General features: G+C 48.5%; 16 protein-coding genes. 6 read left to right on the top strand and 10 right to left on the bottom strand.

Annotated features, from left to right (window positions below; all coding sequences use genetic code 11):
• Nucleotides 1–13: 13 nt before the first annotated feature.
• The 5 genes from nhaR to ACJHWR_RS06025 form a co-directional block, all read right to left on the bottom strand.
• On the bottom strand, nucleotides 14–913 hold the full coding sequence (nhaR, locus tag ACJHWR_RS06045; RefSeq protein ID WP_001295755.1) for a transcriptional activator NhaR: 900 nt from the start codon (nucleotides 911–913) through the stop codon (nucleotides 14–16).
• A gap of 65 nt (nucleotides 914–978) precedes the next feature.
• Nucleotides 979–2,145, bottom strand: a complete 1,167-nt coding sequence (gene nhaA / locus ACJHWR_RS06040) for a Na+/H+ antiporter NhaA (RefSeq protein WP_000681353.1) — start codon at nucleotides 2,143–2,145, stop codon at nucleotides 979–981.
• A 251-nt stretch (nucleotides 2,146–2,396) separates the two neighbouring features.
• The gene (locus ACJHWR_RS06035) at nucleotides 2,397–3,641 is read right to left on the bottom strand and encodes a hypothetical protein (RefSeq protein WP_012311863.1); all 1,245 of its coding nucleotides are present in this window, start codon (nucleotides 3,639–3,641) and stop codon (nucleotides 2,397–2,399) included.
• A gap of 129 nt (nucleotides 3,642–3,770) precedes the next feature.
• Nucleotides 3,771–5,264, bottom strand: a complete 1,494-nt coding sequence (locus tag ACJHWR_RS06030) for a sulfatase (RefSeq protein WP_001173013.1) — start codon at nucleotides 5,262–5,264, stop codon at nucleotides 3,771–3,773.
• 19 nt (nucleotides 5,265–5,283) lie between these two features.
• Complete coding sequence (locus ACJHWR_RS06025; protein WP_001274824.1) at nucleotides 5,284–6,045, bottom strand: outer membrane protein OmpK; 762 nt, start codon at nucleotides 6,043–6,045, stop codon at nucleotides 5,284–5,286.
• 611 nt (nucleotides 6,046–6,656) lie between these two features.
• Between ACJHWR_RS06025 and mokC the strand changes: the two genes are divergently transcribed.
• Nucleotides 6,657–6,809: a type I toxin-antitoxin system toxin MokC gene (gene mokC, locus ACJHWR_RS06020; RefSeq protein ID WP_000809168.1), complete on the top strand. Its 153-nt coding sequence runs from the start codon at nucleotides 6,657–6,659 to the stop codon at nucleotides 6,807–6,809.
• A 103-nt stretch (nucleotides 6,810–6,912) separates the two neighbouring features.
• Here the strand turns inward: mokC and dnaJ are convergent, their stop codons facing one another.
• Both dnaJ and dnaK read right to left on the bottom strand, forming a co-directional pair.
• The gene (gene dnaJ, locus ACJHWR_RS06015) at nucleotides 6,913–8,043 is read right to left on the bottom strand and encodes a molecular chaperone DnaJ (protein ID WP_001118464.1); all 1,131 of its coding nucleotides are present in this window, start codon (nucleotides 8,041–8,043) and stop codon (nucleotides 6,913–6,915) included.
• An 88-nt stretch (nucleotides 8,044–8,131) separates the two neighbouring features.
• Nucleotides 8,132–10,048 (bottom strand): molecular chaperone DnaK, encoded by a 1,917-nt coding sequence (gene dnaK, locus ACJHWR_RS06010; protein WP_000516135.1) that lies wholly within the window; start codon nucleotides 10,046–10,048, stop codon nucleotides 8,132–8,134.
• A gap of 375 nt (nucleotides 10,049–10,423) precedes the next feature.
• On the opposite strand from dnaK, the gene ACJHWR_RS06005 reads away from it, so the two are divergent.
• The 3 genes from ACJHWR_RS06005 to satP all read left to right on the top strand — a co-directional run bounded on the left by ACJHWR_RS06005 (nucleotide 10,424) and on the right by satP (nucleotide 12,281).
• Nucleotides 10,424–10,828, top strand: a complete 405-nt coding sequence (locus tag ACJHWR_RS06005) for a DUF2541 family protein (protein WP_000843576.1) — start codon at nucleotides 10,424–10,426, stop codon at nucleotides 10,826–10,828.
• Between the two features lie 24 nt (nucleotides 10,829–10,852).
• Nucleotides 10,853–11,566: an acidic protein MsyB gene (gene msyB, locus ACJHWR_RS06000; protein WP_001102367.1), complete on the top strand. Its 714-nt coding sequence runs from the start codon at nucleotides 10,853–10,855 to the stop codon at nucleotides 11,564–11,566.
• 148 nt (nucleotides 11,567–11,714) lie between these two features.
• Nucleotides 11,715–12,281: an acetate uptake transporter gene (satP, locus tag ACJHWR_RS05995; protein WP_000528541.1), complete on the top strand. Its 567-nt coding sequence runs from the start codon at nucleotides 11,715–11,717 to the stop codon at nucleotides 12,279–12,281.
• 34 nt (nucleotides 12,282–12,315) lie between these two features.
• On the opposite strand, the gene mog is transcribed toward satP, so the two are convergent.
• Together mog and tal are read right to left on the bottom strand one after the other, a co-directional pair.
• Nucleotides 12,316–12,903, bottom strand: a complete 588-nt coding sequence (gene mog, locus ACJHWR_RS05990; protein WP_001094685.1) for a molybdopterin adenylyltransferase — start codon at nucleotides 12,901–12,903, stop codon at nucleotides 12,316–12,318.
• A gap of 114 nt (nucleotides 12,904–13,017) precedes the next feature.
• Nucleotides 13,018–13,971: a transaldolase gene (gene tal, locus ACJHWR_RS05985; RefSeq protein WP_000130187.1), complete on the bottom strand. Its 954-nt coding sequence runs from the start codon at nucleotides 13,969–13,971 to the stop codon at nucleotides 13,018–13,020.
• Between the two features lie 278 nt (nucleotides 13,972–14,249).
• Between tal and ACJHWR_RS05980 the strand changes: the two genes are divergently transcribed.
• Nucleotides 14,250–15,680, top strand: a complete 1,431-nt coding sequence (locus ACJHWR_RS05980; RefSeq protein ID WP_001112574.1) for an alanine/glycine:cation symporter family protein — start codon at nucleotides 14,250–14,252, stop codon at nucleotides 15,678–15,680.
• A 69-nt stretch (nucleotides 15,681–15,749) separates the two neighbouring features.
• On the top strand, nucleotides 15,750–16,526 hold the full coding sequence (gene yaaA / locus ACJHWR_RS05975) for a peroxide stress protein YaaA (protein ID WP_000906177.1): 777 nt from the start codon (nucleotides 15,750–15,752) through the stop codon (nucleotides 16,524–16,526).
• Nucleotides 16,527–16,565: 39 nt separating this feature from the next.
• Here yaaA and ACJHWR_RS05970 read toward each other — a convergent pair whose 3' ends face one another.
• Entirely contained in the window at nucleotides 16,566–16,862 is a 297-nt protein-coding gene (locus ACJHWR_RS05970; protein WP_000738728.1) for a DUF2502 domain-containing protein, read from the bottom strand.
• Nucleotides 16,863–16,953 lie beyond the last annotated feature (91 nt).

Genomic DNA, 16,953 nt, shown 5'->3' with positions numbered 1-16,953 from the left:
TGAGTTTTAATATCTATCGTGAGGCGGGAGAAAACAACGAAGAATAATCCGTATTGCAGATTCGCTGTACCGCCGGGTGCTGAATCATCCGCTCAGCAAAAATAGCATGGTACTCTTCCATCACATTTTCGACGCGACCAATTTCTACGACAGTTTTATCGGCATAAAAGTCATATGCATAAAGCGTTGGGGCAACGAAGATTGCATTGTGCATCGCACCAAAAGCTTTCATCAACGCGGCATCATCAAACTCGCCGAGGATTTCTACGTTTAATCCCTGGGAGTTAAACCAGTTAAGCAATTTGCGCCCTAACATTGAACGTCGCCCAGGAATCAAAAGCCGCCGTTCTTCCAGACAAGCCGGGAACGGTTTTTCCGGTGGTGGATTTGTACACCAGAAACTCACGCCACATTCGCCAATTCTCACGGAGAACAGACCTTCCTGCTGCGTAGAATCTATCGGACAGTCGGAAATGATCATATCCAGTTTATGCTGACTTAATTGCTCCAGCAGCATTTCGTGGGTGGATTCGAAGCAGCGAAGATGAATCGGCTCGCCTTCTACCACTGCGGCGTTAAGTACGCTACTGACCAGGCGTTTAGAAAGTGCATCAGCCACGCCAACGTCAAACAATAAATTGGATTCTTTGCGATAGTTCACGATATCCAGCATTTCCTGGCTTAAGGTGAACATTTTATCGGCATAGCGATAGACCAGCTCTCCCAGCTCGCTGGGCTCGAGGCCACGTCCCTTGCGCTTAAATAATTTGCCTTGCAGGCGCTCTTCCAGCGCCCGAATCTGTCCGGTAATGGTTTGTGGTGTTAAATAAAGCGCCTCCGCTGCGCCAACCACGGAACCTTCTTTATAGACATGCCAGAAGTAATACAAGTGGTTGTAATTGATATGAGACATGCTCATTTCTCTCCCTGATAACAATGAAAAGGGAGCCGTTTATGGCTCCCCGGTAAACCGTCCTGTCAAACTGATGGACGCAAACGAACGCGTAACCAGCTGTATCCAATTACCGCCGAAGAGATAGAACCGACCAGGATACCGAGTTTCGCCCAGTTAATCAGTTCTGGATCTACGCTACCAAAGGCAAGGCTGGCAATAAAGATAGACATAGTAAAACCGATACCGCATAGGATCCCCACCGCCATAATTTGCTGATAAGTCGTTCCCTCAGGCAGATGCGCCAGTTTCAAACGCAGCGCCAACCAGCAGAACAGACTAATACCCAGTGGCTTGCCAATCAGCAAACCGGCGATGATCCCTAATGGCAGAATGGAGGTCAGGCCATCCAGCGTCACGCCTTGCAGAGATACCCCCGCATTGGCAAACGCAAACAACGGCAAAATCAGATATGCCACCCACGGATGCAAAACATGCTCCAGACGTTTAGCCGGAGAGCGCCCATGCTTCTCTTTTAACGGAATAAAGAAGCCGACAATGACGCCAGCCAGCGTTGCATGGACACCTGATTTCAACACCGCTGTCCACAGTACCACGCCAACCAGAATATAAACGCCCGTGCGACGAACACCACAGATATTCAGTACCGCGAGTACGGCAATCGCTACTGCCGCAACGCCGAGAGACGCCATCGATAAGTCATTAGTGTAGAACAATGCGATGATAATGATGGCCCCAAGATCGTCGATAATAGCCAGAGCCATCAAAAAGATCTTCAGCGCTAACGGAACACGACTTCCCAACAGCGCCAGCACACCAAGTGCAAAGGCAATGTCAGTAGCCGCCGGGATCGCCCACCCTTCGCGGGTAATCGGATCGGCATAGTTAAAGGCCAGATAGAGCAATGCCGGCACAATCATCCCACCAATAGCGGCGATAACTGGAAATGCGGCCTGGCGTAAGCTGGCTAGCGATCCTTGCATCAGTTCACGTTTAACTTCCAGACCGACTAACAGGAAAAATACCGCCATCAGCGCGTCATTTATCCATAACAGCATGTTTTTGTTGATTTCGAGTGAACCAACCCGGAGCTGAACCGGCGTCTCCAGAAAGTCGTGATACCATCCACTGGTTGCGCCGCTATTGGCCATAATCATCGCCAGGATAGCGGCAATGATAAGAATAATGCCTCCCGAGGCATCACTGCTAAAGAATCGATGCAGATGTTTCACTTTTTATTTCTCTTTCAGGTGAATAGATCGTTTTTACTATTTTACCCCGCACGAATCATCGTTAAAATCAGATTATAGTGTAGGAATAATTCGTTTTTTACGAACCATTGAAGGATTTGTGCCATCAGCGATGAGATGATTTTTTGACGGCTGTAAGCGCTCACGAGTGACCCTAAGCCCTGATAATCATAGCTTAAGGTGAGGATTTCTGAGGGATTAATTAGGAAAAGTAATAATAAAATCGCACTGTGCTATAGCTGTTTATTCCAGAGATGCTTGAAAATATCTAATGTGGAGACAACATTGGCAGGCGACATTCGGTTTAATGAGGATAGAAAGGGATGAGACTCCAGGAAGTTGATAAAACGAGTCGCGCTTGCTAACGTCGAATACCGCATTTCATTTGCTTTCTTGTTTCCTGTAAGGTTACAAACAGCCATTGAATAATCACGGGCGGAAAATGTACGCCAAACATTATTTCTCACGCCACCACTCAAAAACAACCGCGGCGGCGTATCATAATGAGTCGTTTTCTCGCCGCGTTCTTTCACAAATGAAATATGGCACCGGCCTTGATGAATATGCTGTAAATTAGCCATCAGACAACCACCTAATATAAAGCACTCGTGATCAAGGTAGTGTTGAATATTTATAGAATATGCTTCAGTCAGTGCTCTAACCAGTTCAAAATGGCGATACGCCGGAAGAACCGGTTTCACCAACATCCCCGGATCGTTTTGATGTAATATCGCCCGACCATAATCAATATCAAATAAGGTATCACGCCGCATAGTAAGTAACTCCTTGCGTTGTACGTGATGCGCCAGTGTACCTGGAGACAAACGCTCTTCATAACTTGATGCATATTGATAATGCGACTCTACCGCTGATGGAGAATAATTTGTTGAAATAGCGACGACTCTACCGCTTTGTTCTTCTGCGGTAACAAGGCTATAAAGATAGTTATTACTACCGTTAAACTTTACGCGAAAAGCGCGGGTAGATAGAGAAATATCAGAAGCAGAAGAGTATTGGTAACTTTCTTTATAGTTTACTTCCCGGGCTAGTTTCATCAACTCACGGTTAAGCCCTGTGCTATTAAGAAGTAATAATTTACGGATATCTGCAAGTGAAGCGCCTTGATCAATCATCAATGCTAAATGTGTTCTTCGCGGCGTTGTATTTACATGATCCAGAGTGATAAAAGTTCTGGAACAATGATGACAATACATTCTCCTCTGCCCCTGAGCTGAATAGCCATACTTTTTCAGAGATGTGCTTCCGCAAGCTGAACATTGTGGAACCAACCCTCTCCATGAATGATTAACACGATTACGATAAATATTAAGAGATCGTTCAGATATCACAGGAAACAAGTAACCGCATTCCCGACATAAAATATTTTTTCCTTGTGCAATATAATCCTGGCTATTCAACAACCCCAGGTTTTTGCATCCTGGTGTTTTGCAACAATCAACATTTACGTTGGTAAACATATTCACTCCCTGCGAATACCCGGATATTATCGTCATATGTCAAAGAAAAGAACCTGACTCAATGTGTAACATTGAATCAGGCGGGCATGGCCCTGAAAGGCATACATTACATTTATTATGGTTATCAGATTAGCCCCAGGTTACCGCTTCCGGTTTATCACCTCTGGCTTTCATTAATGAATCATTATCAATATCGGCTTTATACTTTAAGAACTTACCATACATTTGTTTTTCAATGTCTGGATTTTTACCTATCTGATTAATGGTCTCAAAACGATCGGTTTTGAGGTTGTATAGGTACTTTGGCTTATTGTTACGATCGATGATCATTTTCCAGTCACCATCACGTATCGCCCATTCGTCGGTTGGATCATCCTGGAATGGCATGTCAATTCCGAAGATTAATGGCTTTTCACGTTTTAGCGCTTTGTTCTCAAGGACAGGAACCAACGATTCGCCATCAAAAGTCCGGTCCGTCGGTAATTTGAAGTTCATCATTTTCGCCAGCGTAGGCATCCAGTCCAGACCATAAACAGGCGTATCTGAAACCATTCCCTTTGGAAGATGCTTTCCGTATTTAATAATCGCCGGAACACGGATGCCACCTTCCCAGAGATTATCCTTGCGACCACGTAATCCATCAGTTTCCCCTGCCAAATTCAGTTCATAAACTTTGCGCGCTTCACGCGTTACTGGTCCGTTATCACTGGTAAAAATAACGATGGTGTTATCTTCTTCACCCATCGCTTTGATTTTATCCAGTACTTTTCCAACCTGAGCATCCAGATAACTGATGTTGGCATAATATTCTCCTGTACCACGCCAGGGTTTATCCGCCCAGTCGCCATAAAATAAATCAGGATGCTGCTTCTGATAGTCGCTCATATATTGTGAGTACATGTCGAGGTATTTTTTGGGCGAAGCCAGGGGACTGTGCACTTCGGTAAAAGCGACATAAAGGAAGAAAGGCTTACTGTCCTTTTTGTTATCCAACCAGTTGACGACTTCCGAACTGACATACTCACCACTCATTTTATCGGAACGTGGTGTGGGTTGCCCGTTACGCAACCAGCCCGTTGGATAGACCATGCCAAAACGGGGACGCTCCTTCGCATTATCCAGAGTAGCGTCGGTAACAAAACCCGCCGTATTAACCAGTGAGTAATCAAAGCCCATATCTTTTGCCTGCGGCTGATCGGTGCGATCGCCGCCTGCATTCAGATGCAGCTTACCCATCATGGCCGTGTCGTACCCTTGCGCTTTGAGTAGATTAGCAATCGTGAGTTCATTACGCCCTAATGCCACATCTTTTCCCGTTGGGATCCATGAGCGTATGCCGGTACGAAATGGCATCCGCCCTGTTAATAGTCCCGCCCGTGAAGGAGAACTTAAGGGGGCAGGTGCATAATAGTCGGTAAATTTGACGCCTTCCTGGGCAAGCCTGTCTATATTGGGCGTTTTAACGATCTGATGTCCATATGTTGCCAAATCACCATAGCCTAAATCATCCGCCATAATGATGACTAAATTGGGTTGTTTAGTTTCGGCGGCTACGGCTGGATTAAAAGCATTCCCTGTGCAAACTGCAAGGCCGATCAAACTGGCCATTAATGTTTTCTGCATAATTATTCCCTGATGAAAATTAGAAATCATAACCAAGCATATAAATCATTTGATCGCCAAAACCATCGTAGCCCAACTTATTATCGAAATAACGCCACGTCACACTGGCTTTCCAGCGAGGATAGAACTTCCAGGCCACTGTTAAACCGCCATTTAGCCCATTCCGACCAAATTGTTGTTCCGCATAGGCATCATTTCTGTCCAGTTCTATTTCATTCCAGTTAGATAAAACAAATTTTTCGTCAAATAACGTAAAAGGTAATACTGCTGTCCAGCCAACAACATAACCATTCCAGCCATTTGTTTGTCCATATTTGGCTGAGACGTAGTCTCCAGATTGATTATGTAATCCAATATACGGTTTAAAAAACCCCCATGAACCATTCCAGCCGAGGTAGCCCAAACCATAAAACATATCAAGATCGTCACCCCATGAGTTATCCCATTGACCATAGATCTTGCCAAAGAAAGTCATATTGGAGTCAAAGAGTCTGACATGTGTCATAGCAGAAACGGTATGATTACGCCCCGCTACGGCATGGTTAAGCACATTGCTTTCATAAAATGAGTAAAACTCGGCTTCTTTAAAATTCACACCAAAGTCTGCAGTCACTTTCCATACTTCACCACGATGAGTGTTAACGAAGCCACTATTCCAGTCAGCATAACCTGCATTTATTGAGCCAAAGGAACCTTTATATTCTAATGAAGAATATGCAGGAAGGTGATAGAAAATCGTTGTCAGGGCACACGCAATAAGAAGCCGTCTTTTGGCAGACATATAATATGCTCTCCATTCATTTTTTTTATGGTTCCATAGAAATCAATACATCAGATAATTCATTTTGATTAAGAACGACTCAGAAAGTATATTTAAAGGTGAATGGCAAAGCGTGATGGAGATCGCAGATTACTTTTACCCCCGGGTGTGGAGGTATCGTGTTTCAAAAAGTGTGTCGATTTTAAATATCACTCATTGATTTATAAACATTTTTCCTCACAAAAAGAAAATTCAATTCTGTACAAGAATATTTTGTATCTTCTATTACTTTCTCCAGTAATAACTCACCATTCAGGCATAACTTAAACCTCTTGTTCATAATCTCAACTTTTGTAAATGAAAACGCACATAAGAGTTAAAATAAACAATGTACTAAAGATTGATTACGCAAAAATGCGAGGCGTCTTCAGGATTAGAATCGATAAAACAGAATGGGTTAAAGAGAGCGATATAATAGCGGCGGGTGCTTGAGGCTGTCTGTCTCAGGCATTAGCTGAACGGCAGATAGAGAAAAGCCCCGAGTGATATTTTACCATCAACCCGAGGCCCCCTATATGCAGAACACATGTAGAGTGCCTCTTACTGACCGTAAGGTCAAGGAGAAGAGAGCAATGAAGCAGCATAAGGCGATGATTGTCGCCCTGATCGTCATCTGTATCACCGCCGTAGTGGCGGCGCTGGTAACGAGAAAAGACCTCTGTGAGGTTCACATCCGAACTGGCCAGACGGAGGTTGCTGTTTTCACGGCTTACGAATCCGAGTAAGAGCAACGGCGGGGAGTGATCCCCGCCACTTTACAGGTGCTCGCATATCTTCAACGCACCCTATTTTTACCCTGGCCTGCCCACGGGCAGGCTTTTGGGGAGGTTAGCGAGTCAGGTCGTCAAAAAACTTCTTCACACCATCAAAGAAGCTCTTTGAACGCGGGCTGTTGTGCTCGCCGGTTGGGCCACCGAAGCTTTCCTGCAGCTCTTGCAGCAGCTGTTTCTGCTTCTCGTTCAGACCTACCGGTGTTTCGACGACAACGCGGCACAGCAAGTCCCCTTGCGCACCGCCGCGAACAGACTTGACGCCTTTACCACGCATACGGAACAGCTTACCGGTCTGGGTTTCGCCAGGCACTTTCAGTTTGACGCGACCATCAAGGGTCGGTACTTCGATTTCGCCACCCAGCGCTGCCATCGCGAAGTTGATCGGGACTTCGCAATACAGGTTGTTACCTTCACGCTCGAAAATCGGGTGCTGTTTAACCTGAACCTGAACGTACAGATCGCCTGCCGGTGCGCCATGCTCGCCCGCTTCACCTTCGCCCGCAAGACGGATGCGGTCTCCAGTGTCCACCCCTGCCGGGATTTTAACGGACAGCGTTTTGCTGCGCTCAACACGACCATGACCATGACATTTGTTGCACGGATCTTTGATCAGCGTACCGCGGCCCTGACAGTGTGGACAGGTCTGCTGTACAGCGAAGAAGCCCTGGCGCATCTGCACCTGACCAGAACCATGACAGGTCGGACAGGTCTGCGGCTGTGTACCTGGTTTTGCACCGCTACCGTGGCAAACGTCACACTCTTCCAGAGTCGGAATGCGGATCTCTTTGGTCACGCCACGTACAGCTTCTTCGAGGGTGAGCTCCATGTTATAGCGTAAATCAGCACCGCGCGCCGCACGTTGACGACCACGTCCGCCGCCAAAAATATCGCCGAAAACGTCACCAAAAATATCGCTGAAGTCTGCGCCGCCGCCAAAACCGCCGCCGCCCATGCCGCCTTGCTCAAACGCAGCATGACCATACTGATCGTATGCCGCACGTTTTTGCGAGTCGGTCAGAACTTCATAAGCTTCCTTGATCTCTTTAAATTTCGCCTCGGCCTCTTTGTCACCCTGGTTACGGTCCGGGTGGTATTTCATGGCCAGGCGTTTGTAGGCCTTTTTGATTTCACGCTCTTCCGCTGTTTTGGAAACGCCTAAAATCTCGTAATAATCTTGCTTAGCCATCTTTTTTAAATTGCCCCTAGATGAATGCACGGGCGGAGAGGAAATTCCCCTTCGCCCGTGTCAGTATAATTACCCGTTTATAGGGCGATTATTTTTTGTCTTTGACTTCTTCAAATTCAGCGTCGACAACATCGTCATCTTTCGCGTTGTTTGCAGAAGCATCAGCACCGGCAGTCTGCTGCTGGGCATGTTGCTGCTGGGCGATTTCCATCAGTTTCTGGGAAACCTGTGCCAGTTCCTGCATTTTCGCTTCGATAGCGGCTTTGTCTTCACCTTTCAGAGCAGTTTCCAGTGCAGTCAGTGCAGACTCGATAGCAGTTTTGTCGTCAGCCGGCAGTTTGTCGCCTGCTTCTTCAACCTGCTTACGGGTGCTGTGCAGCAGATGGTCGCCCTGGTTGCGAGTCTGTACCAGCTCTTCAAACTTACGGTCAGCTTCGGCGTTAGCTTCTGCGTCGCGTACCATTTTCTGGATTTCATCTTCGTTCAGACCAGAAGAAGCCTTGATGGTGATCTTCTGCTCTTTACCGCTGTTTTTATCTTTCGCGGAAACGTGCAGGATACCGTCAGCATCGATATCGAAGGTAACTTCGATCTGCGGCATGCCGCGCGGTGCCGGGTTGATACCATCCAGGTTGAACTGACCCAGAGATTTGTTATCAGCCGCACGTTTACGTTCACCCTGCAGCACGTGGATGGTTACCGCAGACTGGTTGTCTTCAGCGGTAGAGAACACCTGGCTGTGCTTGGTCGGGATAGTGGTGTTTTTCGCGATCAGCGTCGTCATCACACCGCCCATGGTTTCGATACCCAGAGACAGCGGGGTAACGTCCAGCAGCAGTACGTCTTTCACGTCACCAGTCAGAACACCACCCTGAACAGCAGCACCGATTGCTACAGCTTCGTCCGGGTTAACGTCTTTACGCGGCTCTTTACCAAAGAATTCAGCAACTTTCTTCTGAACCATTGGCATACGAGTCTGACCACCAACGAGGATAACGTCGTCGATATCAGATACGGACAGGCCAGCGTCCTGCAGTGCAACTTTCAGCGGCTCAATGGAACGGTTTACCAGATCTTCAACCAGGCTTTCCAGTTTCGCACGAGTCACTTTGATGTTCATGTGTTTCGGACCGGTCGCGTCTGCAGTGATGTACGGCAGGTTAACGTCGGTCTGCTGAGCGGAAGACAGTTCGATTTTCGCTTTTTCTGCCGCTTCTTTCAGGCGCTGCATTGCCAGCGGATCGTTGCGCAGGTCAATGCCCTGATCTTTCTTGAATTCTTCAACCAGGTAGTTGATCAGACGGCTGTCGAAGTCTTCACCCCCCAGGTGGGTATCACCGTTGGTTGCCAGAACTTCGAAGGTTTTTTCGCCGTCAACTTCGTCGATTTCGATAATAGAAATATCGAAAGTACCACCACCCAGGTCATAAACCGCGATAGTACGGTTGCCAGTACCTTTGTCCAGACCGTAAGCCAGCGCAGCTGCGGTCGGTTCGTTGATGATACGTTTTACTTCCAGACCAGCGATACGGCCTGCGTCTTTGGTTGCCTGACGCTGAGCATCGTTAAAGTATGCCGGTACGGTGATAACAGCTTCAGTTACCGGTTCACCCAGGTAATCTTCAGCGGTTTTCTTCATTTTTTTCAGCACTTCAGCAGAGATCTGCGGCGGTGCCATTTTCTGGCCTTTAACTTCGACCCATGCGTCGCCGTTATCAGCAGCAATAATTTTGAACGGCATGATGGAAACATCACGCTGTACTTCTTCGTCCTGGAAGCGGCGGCCAATCAGGCGTTTAATCGCAAACAGGGTGTTTTGCGGGTTCGTCACTGCCTGACGTTTAGCCGGCTGACCAACCAGAGTTTCACCATCCTGGGTATAGGCAATGATAGAAGGCGTGGTGCGATCGCCTTCGGCGTTCTCCAGTACACGAGGAGTGGTGCCATCCATAATCGCTACACAAGAGTTGGTAGTACCCAGGTCGATACCAATTATTTTACCCATCTAAACGTCTCCACTATATATTCGGTCATCATGTGGTTGTGAGTCTGTAATAGGGGCGAAACGTCTGGTTTCAACTGCCCAATTTCATTTTTTTGCAGACTCACTCACTGCGGTTGACTACTAAATGGGGTCGTAACCCACGTCATCAAGGGGGAGATGCAAAAATTTTTTGTGCTTTTGCGCAGAAATTTCGCGATATGGCAGGACAAGACATGAAACTGACAGCAATTTTATTCATATAGAGAATGAATGACAGCCAAGACATTCATAGAAAAATTGTAATAAAAAGAAAATATTACGTACCTGAATCTTCTCTTTATCAGCAGTAAACTAGTGGGTATTCATCCCCTACCTCTCCCTACTAAGAGAATCCTTATGAAATCCGTTTTTACGCTTTCCGCCAGCCTGGCGATTAGCCTGCTGCTGTGCTGCACGGCGCAGGCAAACGACCATAAAATCCTCGGCGTCATTGCAATGCCGCGAAACGAAACCAACGATCTGGCGCTGAAACTTCCTGTTTGTCGCATTGTTAAACGCATTCAACTCACTGCCGACCATGGCGATTTACAGTTAAGTGGTGCATCGGTTTATTTCAAAGCCGCCCGTAGCGCCAGTCAGAGCCTGAATATTCCTTCAGAAATAAAAGAAGGGCAAACCACTGACTGGATCAACATTAACAGCGATAACGACAATAAACGCTGCGTCTCAAAAATCACCTTTTCCGGCCATACGGTGAACTCATCGGATATGGCCACGCTGAAAATTATCGGCGACGACTAACGCCAGAATATAGAAGCAAAAAAAATGAATGTTAATTACCTGAATGATTCAGATCTGGATTTTCTCCAGCATTGTAGTGAGGAACAATTGGCAAATTTCGCCCGGCTGCTCACCCATAATGAAAAAGGCAAAACTCGCCTCTCCAGCGTACTGATGCGCAACGAACTGTTTAAATCGATGGAAGGACATCCCGAGCAACACCGCCGCAACTGGCAGCTGATTGCCGGAGAATTACAACATTTTGGTGGCGATAGTATCGCCAACAAACTGCGCGGACACGGTAAATTGTATCGGGCCATTTTGCTCGATGTTTCAAAACGATTGAAGCTGAAAGCCGACAAAGAGATGTCTACGTTTGAAATTGAGCAACAGTTACTGGAACAATTTCTGCGTAATACCTGGAAGAAAATGGACGAGGAACATAAGCAGGAGTTTCTGCACGCGGTCGATGCCAGGGTGAATGAGCTGGAAGAGCTGCTGCCGCTGCTGATGAAAGACAAATTATTGGCAAAAGGCGTGTCGCATTTGCTTTCCAGCCAATTGACCCGCATTTTACGCACCCACGCAGCAATGAGCGTACTTGGGCATGGTTTGCTGCGCGGCGCGGGGCTGGGAGGCCCTGTAGGCGCGGCACTAAATGGGGTTAAAGCGGTCAGCGGCAGCGCCTATCGCGTGACGATTCCAGCCGTACTGCAAATCGCCTGCCTGCGCCGGATGGTTAGTGCCACTCAGGTCTGATACCGGAAACCGGGGAAAATTTTCATTTTCCCTTCAAAAGATCGTAGACACTGCCCCACTGGCTGATTATTATGCCGCGCCCTGAAAACACTACAGTTATTCAGGGAAATTATTTCACCATTCATTCGATGATGATTTTTGAGGAATTATGGGCAACACTAAGTTGGCTAATCCGGCACCGCTGGGCCTGATGGGCTTCGGCATGACCACCATTCTGCTTAACCTGCACAACGTGGGTTATTTCGCTCTTGACGGTATTATTCTTGCAATGGGCATTTTCTACGGCGGCATCGCGCAAATTTTTGCTGGTCTGCTGGAGTACAAAAAAGGCAACACTTTCGGTTTAACCGCATTCACCTCTTACGGTTCTTTCTGGCTGACGCTGGTTGCGATTCTGCTGATGCCGAAACTGGGTCTGACCGATGCGCCAAATGCACAGTTCCTTGGTGTCTACCTGGGTCTGTGGGGCGTATTTACGCTGTTTATGTTCTTCGGCACGCTGAAAGGCGCACGCGTTCTGCAATTCGTTTTCTTTAGCCTGACCGTGCTGTTTGCCCTGCTGGCGATCGGTAACATTGTCGGTAATGCCGCGATCATCCACTTTGCCGGCTGGATTGGTCTGATCTGCGGTGCCAGCGCAATCTATCTGGCGATGGGTGAAGTGCTGAACGAGCAGTTTGGTCGCACCGTTCTGCCGATTGGTGAATCGCACTAATTGTTTTGAGATCCCCCCGCCCGGGGGGATTTTTTTATTCGCTAACTTCGCGTCTTGCACTCTTCGGTCTGAATGCAGCAACCACTTCCGGTGCCGTTTCAACGTATGGCCCTTCCAGCAACTGAATGCAGTACGGTACGCTGGCAAAAATACCGTGCACCACAACGTTACCCTCAGCGTCCTTTACACCTTCCAGCGTCTCTTTAATCGACTTCGGCTGACCGGGTAAGTTAAGGATCAGCGCCTGTTTGCGAATCACACCCACCTGACGAGAAAGGATCGCAGTTGGTACAAAATGCAGGCTGATCTGGCGCATCTGTTCACCAAAGCCTGGCATCTCGCGGTCCGCTACTGCCAGCGTCGCATCGGGCGTTACGTCACGACGCGCCGGGCCAGTTCCGCCCGTGGTGAGCACCAGATGGCAACTCATTTCATCCACCAGCTCACACAACGTTTGCTCGATGATCGCCTGCTCATCGGGGATTAAGCGGGTTTCCAGTTCAAACGGCGTGGTTAGCGCCGATGTCAGCCATTCTTCCAGCGCAGGGATGCCTTTATCCTGATAAACGCCGCTGGATGCGCGATCAGAGATGGAAACTAAGCCAATACGTAAAGTATTCATCAAGATTTTTCCGTTTAAACAGTCTCGTTAAACAGAATGATACACTGCGAAGGGAGTGACAGACAGGCTTCAGAAGAGGTAGCGTGACCGACTTCCCGGTCACGCTAAGAATGATTACAGCAGATCGCCGATCATTTTTTCCAGTTTTTCCTGGTCAACAGCAAACTTACGGATACCTTCCGCCAGTTTATCTACTGCCATTGGATCCTGGTTGTGCTGCCACAGGAACTCGGACTCAGTGATACGCGCCGGACGCGCTTTCACTTCGCCGGTGTAAGACAGTTTACGTTCGATAGCCCCTTCGCTCTCCGCCAGCTCTTTCAGCAGTGCCGGTGCGATGGTCAGACGGTCGCAGCCTGCCAGTTCCAGAATTTCGCCGATGTTACGGAAGCTTGCGCCCATAACCACGGTTTCATAACCGTGCTCTTTGTAGTACTGGTAGATTTCAGATACAGAAACCACGCCCGGATCTTCTGCCGGAGCGTACTCTTTCTTATCGGTATTCGCTTTGTACCAGTCAAGAATACGGCCAACAAACGGCGAGATCAGGAACACGCCCGCTTCCGCACAAGCACGAGCCTGAGCAAAGGAGAACAGCAGGGTCAGGTTACAGTTGATGCCTTCTTTTTCCAGCTGTTCCGCAGCACGGATACCCTGCCAGGTAGAAGCCAGTTTGATCAGAATACGATCGTTGCTAATCCCTGCATCGTTGTAGAGTTTGATCAGGCGTTTTGCTTTCGCAATTGACGCTTCGGTGTCATAGGAAAGACGCGCATCAACTTCAGTTGAGATACGGCCCGGAACCAGTTTCAGGATTTCCAGACCAATATTTACTGCCAGTTTGTCGGTCGCGTCCACGATCTGCTGCGCGCGATCGTTGCTCTGCTGTTTCGCCCAGGCGACAGCATCATCAATCAACTTACGGTATTCCGGAATCTGCGCTGCGTTAAGAATGAGAGAAGGGTTGGTTGTGGCATCCTGCGGTTGATACAGCTTCATTGCCGCGATGTCCCCAGTGTCGGCCACTACGGTGGTGTACTGACGAAGGGAGGTCAATTTGTCCGTCATGATAGTATTTCTCTTTAAACAGCTTGTTAGGGGGATGTAACCGGTCTGCCCTGATGATATCACGACGCAACGTCAGCGCAACCGCCGACAAGACGGTTATCGCCAGGCGAGACTGTTTCGGATTTCTGACACTGCGTTGATATCGCCCGCCATTTTTATACAAAACCTCATGTATGCTACGCAGAAGTTATCAAGTACCTCGTAGCGTATATACTTCTTAAACAATTGGTAACGTTTACACAGGAAAGTCATCGCGACCGGCAATAAGAGGGATATGCATGCCAGATTTTTTCTCCTTTATTAACAGCGTCCTTTGGGGATCGGTAATGATTTACCTGCTCTTCGGCGCAGGTTGTTGGTTCACTTTTCGCACCGGATTTGTGCAGTTTCGCTACATCCGCCAGTTTGGCAAAAGTCTTAAAAATAGCATTCATCCACAGCCAGGCGGTTTAACCTCATTTCAGTCATTGTGTACCAGTCTTGCGGCGCGCGTGGGTAGCGGCAACCTGGCTGGCGTTGCGCTGGCTATTACCGCCGGTGGACCAGGTGCCGTCTTCTGGATGTGGGTTGCCGCGTTTATCGGCATGGCGACCTCGTTTGCCGAATGTTCCCTTGCACAACTTTATAAAGAACGTGACGTTAATGGGCAGTTTCGTGGCGGACCGGCATGGTATATGGCGCGCGGGCTGGGGATGCGCTGGATGGGCGTTCTGTTCGCCCTCTTTTTGCTCATCGCCTACGGCATAATTTTCAGCGGAGTTCAGGCGAACGCCGTTGCCCGAGCCCTGAGTTTTTCTTTTGATTTTCCTCCGCTGGTGACAGGCATTATTCTCGCTGTCTTTGCTCTGCTGGCAATCACTCGCGGTCTTCATGGCGTCGCCCGGCTCATGCAGGGGTTTGTCCCGTTGATGGCGATAATCTGGGTACTGACCAGCCTGGTAATTTGCGTAATGAATATCGGGCAACTTCCCCACGTCATTTGGTCTATTTTTGAGAGTGCTTTTGGCTGGCAGGAAGCGGCAGGCGGCGCGGCGGGATATACCTTAAGCCAGGCGATTACTAACGGTTTTCAGCGCAGTATGTTTTCCAATGAGGCGGGAATGGGGTCGACGCCAAACGCGGCAGCGGCAGCGGCGTCCTGGCCTCCGCATCCCGCAGCGCAAGGAATTGTCCAGATGATTGGCATTTTTATCGACACCCTGGTCATCTGTACGGCAAGCGCCATGCTGATATTACTGGCGGGTAACGGCACAACCTACATGCCGCTGGAAGGTATTCAGCTTATCCAGAAGGCGATGCGGGTGTTAATGGGTTCCTGGGGTGCTGAGTTTGTTACCCTCGTGGTTATTCTGTTTGCCTTCAGCTCCATCGTTGCCAACTACATTTATGCCGAAAACAATCTCTTCTTTTTACGCCTGAACAACCCTAAAGCGATCTGGTGTCTGCGGATCTGCACCTTCGCAACGGTCATCGGCGGCACCTTGCTAAGTCTTCCGCTGATGTGGCAACTGGCAGATATCATAATGGCCTGCATGGCTATTACCAATTTGACCGCCATATTACTGCTCTCGCCTGTGGTTCATACCATTGCCAGTGATTATCTACGCCAGCGTAAACTCGGCGTGCGCCCGGTGTTTGATCCGTTGCGTTATCCGGAGATCGGTCGCCAGCTTTCTCCAGACGCGTGGGATGACGTTTCGCAGGAGTAATCACAACTATCGATCAACTCATTCTCTTTTTTTGCTAAAGTCGGCATAAATTTCCTGCAAGGACTGGATATGCTGATTCTTATTTCACCTGCGAAAACGCTTGATTACCAAAGCCCGTTGCCCACCACGCGCTATACGCTGCCGGAGCTGTTAGACAACTCCCAGCAGCTGATCCATGAAGCGCGGAAACTGACGCCCCCGCAGATTAGCTCCCTGATGCGCATCAGCGACAAACTGGCGGGTATCAACGCCGCTCGCTTTCATGACTGGCAGCCAGATTTCACGTCGGAGAATGCCCGCCAGGCGATTCTGGCATTTAAAGGTGATGTCTACACCGGCTTGCAGGCCGAAACCTTCAGCGAAGACGATTTCGATTTTGCCCAACAGCATTTGCGAATGCTTTCCGGCTTGTATGGCGTACTGCGCCCGCTCGATTTAATGCAGCCTTATCGTCTGGAAATGGGGATACGTCTTGAGAATGCCCGAGGGAAAGATCTGTATCAATTCTGGGGAGATATCATCACCAACAAGCTGAACGAGGCGCTCGCAGCACAAGGCGATAATGTGGTGATAAATCTGGCGTCAGATGAGTATTTTAAATCGGTGAAGCCGAAGAAATTGAATGCCGAGATTATCAAGCCAGTGTTCCTCGATGAGAAGAACGGCAAATTTAAGATAATCAGCTTCTACGCTAAGAAAGCACGCGGTCTGATGAGTCGTTTCATTATTGAAAATCGGCTGACCAAACCAGAGCAACTGACTGGTTTTAATAGCGAAGGTTACTTCTTTGATGAAGCTTCCTCCAGCAATGGCGAACTGGTGTTTAAACGCTACGAGCAGCGTTAAGTTTGCAGTAAATGCCGGATGGCAATCCGGCATTGATATTTAGCGATGATGTTTGTCAGGCCCCGGACGATGATCGCCACGATGATCATTGTGCTTGTTATGGCGCGGCGATGGCGGCGGTCCGTGTGGGTGCCAGCGATTGCCTCGCCATTCATAATGTTGTTTCCACCAGCCGTGGTCGCGCCAGTGACCGCCATCCCAGTAATAGCCACGATTATCACGATCGCCTATCTGTAATTTTACTGACGGGACTAACGTAATTTCCGCAGCCTGTGCTGCCATGGGAGCGACCAGAACCAGGGAAAGTGCGAGTACGATAGATTGCATCTTTTTCACAGGTTACTCCTTTTATCATTGCCCGTTATGGGTCGATATCCGGAGATTACGCGATGAGAACGGCAGTTGTTATTCTCCGCAATCCTAATCT

The sequence above is a fragment of the Escherichia sp. WS568 genome (assembly GCF_046486085.1).
Classification (GTDB): Bacteria; Pseudomonadota; Gammaproteobacteria; order Enterobacterales; family Enterobacteriaceae; genus Escherichia; species Escherichia coli.
This window is presented reverse-complemented; position numbering and strand designations above follow the sequence as displayed.